Annotated in this window: 4 protein-coding genes; all 4 read left to right on the top strand. The window is 31.1% G+C overall.

All coding sequences use genetic code 11. The features are described from left to right. Positions 1 to 778 precede the first annotated feature (778 nt). The 4 genes from FNW21_RS15920 to FNW21_RS15905 all read left to right on the top strand — a co-directional run bounded on the left by FNW21_RS15920 (position 779) and on the right by FNW21_RS15905 (position 5,056). Entirely contained in the window at positions 779 to 1,516 is a 738-nt protein-coding gene (locus FNW21_RS15920) for a toll/interleukin-1 receptor domain-containing protein (RefSeq protein WP_144257737.1), read from the top strand. A 78-nt stretch (positions 1,517 to 1,594) separates the two neighbouring features. Then, positions 1,595 to 1,807: a hypothetical protein gene (locus FNW21_RS15915; protein ID WP_144257736.1), complete on the top strand. Its 213-nt coding sequence runs from the start codon at positions 1,595 to 1,597 to the stop codon at positions 1,805 to 1,807. 731 nt (positions 1,808 to 2,538) lie between these two features. Beyond that, positions 2,539 to 3,783 carry a DNA (cytosine-5-)-methyltransferase gene (dcm, locus tag FNW21_RS15910; RefSeq protein ID WP_144257735.1) on the top strand — a complete coding sequence of 415 codons (1,245 nt, stop codon included), beginning with the start codon at positions 2,539 to 2,541 and terminating at the stop codon, positions 3,781 to 3,783. Continuing rightward, on the top strand, positions 3,749 to 5,056 hold the full coding sequence (locus tag FNW21_RS15905; RefSeq protein WP_144257734.1) for an MvaI/BcnI family restriction endonuclease: 1,308 nt from the start codon (positions 3,749 to 3,751) through the stop codon (positions 5,054 to 5,056). The genes dcm and FNW21_RS15905 overlap by 35 nt, the downstream gene beginning before the upstream one ends. The last annotated feature ends 108 nt before the right edge of the window (positions 5,057 to 5,164 follow it).

Raw genomic sequence — 5,164 nt, 5'->3', positions numbered from 1 at the left:
TTTGTATTTGGAAGATTAGGCAAATCCGAAAAAAGGGCTTAATTTAGTCCCAAACTGCTTGTAGCGCGGGAACGTTATGGGTAAATTGCGAAGAAAATCAGATTTTTAAAGGCATTTAGTTGAGAAGAAGTCGAAATTCATAAGCTTTGAAACTTGAATTTTACGTTTAGAAGCTGAAAAGCAAAACTTGAAATACAGAACTTGAATATTGGAGTTTCTAACCGAATCTGAAATATAGAACTTGAAATTGAAAACTTGAGTTTCGGACTTTCTAAACTGAATCTGAAATACAGAATTTGAAAAGCAAACTTGAATTTCGCCGTTTCTAAACTGAATCTGAAATATAGAACTTGAATATTGGAGTTTTAATGGAAATAAACAATCGTTTTGATTCTCAAATTGAGATAAAAAAATAAGAATAAAAATTGGCTGAAATTTAGATTCGAACTTGGCTTTTAATTTGCCAATAATTGGATGAAAATCGATAATAAAAGGGAATGAAATTAGCTGGAATTTGGGCAAGAATTAGGTTTTGAGCCTGCCAATATTTGGTTTAAAATCGATTAATAATTAGGAATATCTGCCAGAAACAATCTACCCATAACACACGCTACAAGCAATTTGGGTATTTGGCTTATGGAAAGATTGGTTTGTTTCAGAAATATTAGGCAAATCCGAATAATGGGCTTAATTTAGTCCCAAACTACTTGTAGCGCGGGGACGTTACCAGCAATTTTATCTAAAAACACGAATTCAGTATCTTAACACGAAATATATAATGAAAATATTCATATCTCACTCATCTAAAAACAAATTTTATGGAGACAAATTAGTTGATTTATTAAGAAGTGTTGGTGTAAAAGAGAATGAAATAATTTATACAAGCAACACAGCATATGGAATTCCAGTTGGTCAAAATATATTCAACTGGCTAAAATCTCAAATCACAGAAAAACCATTTGTAATTTATCTATTATCCGAAGAGTATTATCAAAGTATTGCTTGCTTAAATGAAATGGGTGCAGCTTGGATTATTGAAAATAAACACGCAGCAATTTTTACTACAAATTTTAATTTGTCAAGTAAAGAATTTCAAAGCGGTGCATTAGACCCAAGAGAAATAGGTTTTTATATTAGTGATGAAGAAAGAATATTATCATTTTTACAATTAATTTCAGAAGACTTTGAAATTTCAAAAAGTCATATCATAATTTCTCAAAGCATAAAAAAATTTATTGCCGAAATTAGTAATCATAAAACAGAAATAATAAAACCAGTAAAAATTGAAGAACCAAAAGTTGAAGAAAAAATATTCGCAACAGAAACAAAACCTGTTACAATAGAAAAAATTGAGATTAAACAACCAATAGCGACAATTTCTACAAACCAAACAGATTTATTTTCAAAGTTCATAAACTTGATAACTTCAAAAAAGTTAAAAGAAGACGAGTTAATTTTATTGCATTATATAATTGAAACTGGCAGATTCAAATTAATGACAGGTTGGCAAGAGTAAAACGAGATTGATAATATTAAAGAATGGGAATTAATAAATGAAATTGATAATAAGTTATCGAGAAGCTACTCATCAATATTGAAAAGATTTGAATTACGTGGATTTACTGAAGTATCAGCACTTACAAGTTCAAATAATCCTAAAGAACTAAAAATAAAAGAAGAAATTAGTGAACATTTACTTGATTTACCGGAAAACGCAATGAATATAATTACAGAAAATATTGACAAAAATCACTTTGAATATACTGCCAAAATTAGAGCAGAGGAAACCAACGACTTGCCATTTTAAAAAAACTGCTGGTAACAGCGGTTTTAAGAAATTGGGGTTTTTGGGCTTAATTTAAAGTTTGTTTTGTACTTTTGGAGTTCGGTGTTTAATCGAAAGTTTAGGGCTTACAAATCCCCAACTTCTTAAAGCCGCGAAACGTTACTGGCTAGTTATGCCGAAATTACGCAGGTAATTTCGATTTGGAAATAAAGTTTGCAACTCGCAGAAACTTAAAAAGTAGAAGCCTGAAAATTGGAACTTTCCAGCAGAAACTTGAAAAGTTGAAATCTGAAAACGGAAGCGTGAAAATGGGAACTTGCCAACAGAAACTTGAAAAGTTTTGTGCAGAAATTAAAAAAGCGAATAATTGAAAATAAAACGTTGAAAATTACGAGCCGAAAAGCAGAAACGTGAAAGTTGGATTCTGCCAACAGAAACTTGAAAAATTTGCGATTTGATCATAATTTCGACAAAATAACCAGCCAGTAACACACGCTACAAGCAATTTGGGGATTTGGCTTAATTTGAAGTTGGGTTTGTATTTGGAAGTTTTGGCAAATCCGAAGAATAGGCTTAATTTAGTCCCAAACTGCTTGTAGCGCGAGAACGTTGTGTGTAATCCTAAAAAACCAAAATCGTAAGAAAAAACTTAAATTACTATATTTTTCTAAAAATAAAACTTGTTGAAATGTTTTTCATAAATATTAGAAATTTGTTTTCTAAAAGCAAAACTTTAGGTTAATTTTGAAAAAATGAAAAAAGTTGTGATTAAAAAGTATTCAGAAATAAAAAATAAACTCAAAATGGAGATAACCAAGACATCTAACAATGACTTGGCTCACCTAACCCATTATTTTCAAAATCATACAAATGGAGTTTCTGAATATTTTAGACCAACTGCAACTTCATACTTATCTGAAATTCACGAAAAATTAAATATTGTTGAAGAACCTGAATTTCAGTATTATTTGCCAATAAATTGGGATATTCCGTTTCCGCCTACTAAAAAACCAACGTTTAAATTTGTAGATTTATTTGCTGGAATTGGTGGAATTAGACTTGCATATCAGAACATTGGCGGTAAATGTGTATTTACAAGTGAATGGGATATTTATTCCAAAAAAACTTATGACGCAAATTTTGGAGAAGTTCCATTTGGCGACATAACACAAATTTCAGAGACTGAAATTCCTGACCACGATATTTTACTTGGAGGTTTTCCTTGCCAGCCATTTTCAATTGCTGGTGTATCAAAGAAAAATTCCTTGGGCAGAGCCCACGGATTTTTAGATGAAACGCAAGGAACATTATTTTTTGACGTTGCAAGAATTATTGAACATAAAAAGCCTTCGGCTTTTATGTTAGAAAATGTCAAAAATCTTGTTTCTCACGATAAAGGAAAAACTTTTAAAGTTATAAAAGAAACCCTAACCGAACTTGGATATTCAATTCATTGCAAAGTTTTAGATGGAAAACATTTTGTTCCACAACATAGAGAAAGAATAATTATAGTTGGTTTCAAAAACTCCGTTTTTGAAGGAAAAGAAGAATTTAATTTTCCTGATTTGCCTGAACCATCAAGAGCAATTAGAGAAATTTTAGAGCCAATAGTTGATGATAAATATACTTTGTCAGATAAACTTTGGAATTATTTGCAAGAATATGCGAAAAAACATAAAGCACTAGGAAACGGATTTGGTTTTGGAATGACAAATTTAGATGGTATTTCTCGCACAATGAGTGCAAGATATTACAAAGATGGTGCAGAAATTTTAATTCCTCAAGAAGGAAAAAATCCACGACGTTTAACGCCAAGAGAATGTGCAAGACTTCAAGGATTTCCTGATAAATTTTTAATTCCTGTTTCAGATAATCAAGCATATAAACAGTTTGGAAATTCGGTTGTAATGCCCTTAATTCAAGCGGTTGGAGTAAATATTGTTAATGAAATAATAAGAATAAATGAACTTAAAAAATCTGAAGTCGCTGTTTGTTGATAATGGTTGTAACAAAATATACATCAAAAAATTATCCCCAAATGACAATTCAAAAAATCAAGTTTATTTTGGCGGAAGTTTTGAAATACTAAATATTCTGCCAATTTCTGAAATCATAAATGAAGAAGCAGGAGATTGGAACAAAGAACGTTTTAAAGCGTTAATAAATTTTGCTTGGATTGGAGAAGATGGAAACATTTATCCAGCACCAAAATCACAACTTATACTTTATCCAAAATATCCAGAAGTTAGATTTTCAGGTTTTCTTGCAAAATGCGAAAATGCACCATCAAAATTAATGACACAAAGACTTGCAGACAGACTTTTCTTTTTTAGCGTTGCTAAAAACGGAACTGTTCTTGGTTTTGTAACCGAACCTGACTCTGAAATTGCAAATGAATTCAATAGTTTAAATACAGTTTCTGAACACGGAGTTTTTAAGGTTATCGAATTACCTAAATTTGTAAATAATAGAGAAAAATTAATTGAAGAATTACTTCGTATTCATCAATTAGGTTGGATAAATTCAAAACGACTTGACGGAAAAGGAAATATTTTACCTTGCGAAGCATCGAATTGTGGCGGTTACACTTTAGAAGCAGAATTAGGAATTACACCAAATGGTTATTCAGAACCCGATTATTTAGGTTGGGAAGTCAAGCAATTTGGCGTTGCCAATTTTGCAAGAATAAATTCGGCTGTAATAACTTTGATGACGCCAGAACCAACTCACGGAATTTATAAAAGTGAAGGCGCTGAAACATTTATAAGAAACTACGGTTATGCTGACAAAACTGGTCGAGAAGACAGAATGAATTTTGGCGGAGTTCATAAAAGTGGAATTAAACATCCTACAACTAATTTAGAAATGCAACTTATTGGTTTTGATGAAGAAAGCGGAAAAATTAGGAGTACAAACGGAAGAATTGCATTAGTTGATGTTAAAGGCACTGAAACTGCATCTTGGAGTTTTGCTTCATTATTATTGCATTGGAACAGAAAACATAATCAGGCTTGTTATGTTCCATCACTTTCTGAAACACAAACTGACAGAAAATATAAATATGGAAATAATATAATTTTAGGAACAGGGACAGATTTTCAACTTTTCTTATCGCAAATGGCTTTGGGAAATATTTATTATGATCCAGGAATTAAAATGGAAAATATTTCAACCAAACCAAAGATTAAAAAGCGAAGTCAATTCAGAATGAAGTCGCAATTTTTACCGAACTTGTACAAAAAAAATGAAATTATTGATATAACCGTTTAAATGAAAAATTATAGTAAAAACAAGGACTACACACAACAGCGGTTTGGCGCAATTGGGGTTTTAGGCAAACTTTAAAGTTGGTTTTGTACTTGGAAGTTCGGTCTTTAA

Origin of the sequence: Flavobacterium restrictum (genome assembly GCF_007097245.1) — a bacterium.
GTDB lineage: Bacteria > Bacteroidota > Bacteroidia > Flavobacteriales > Flavobacteriaceae > Flavobacterium > Flavobacterium restrictum.
This window is presented reverse-complemented; position numbering and strand designations above follow the sequence as displayed.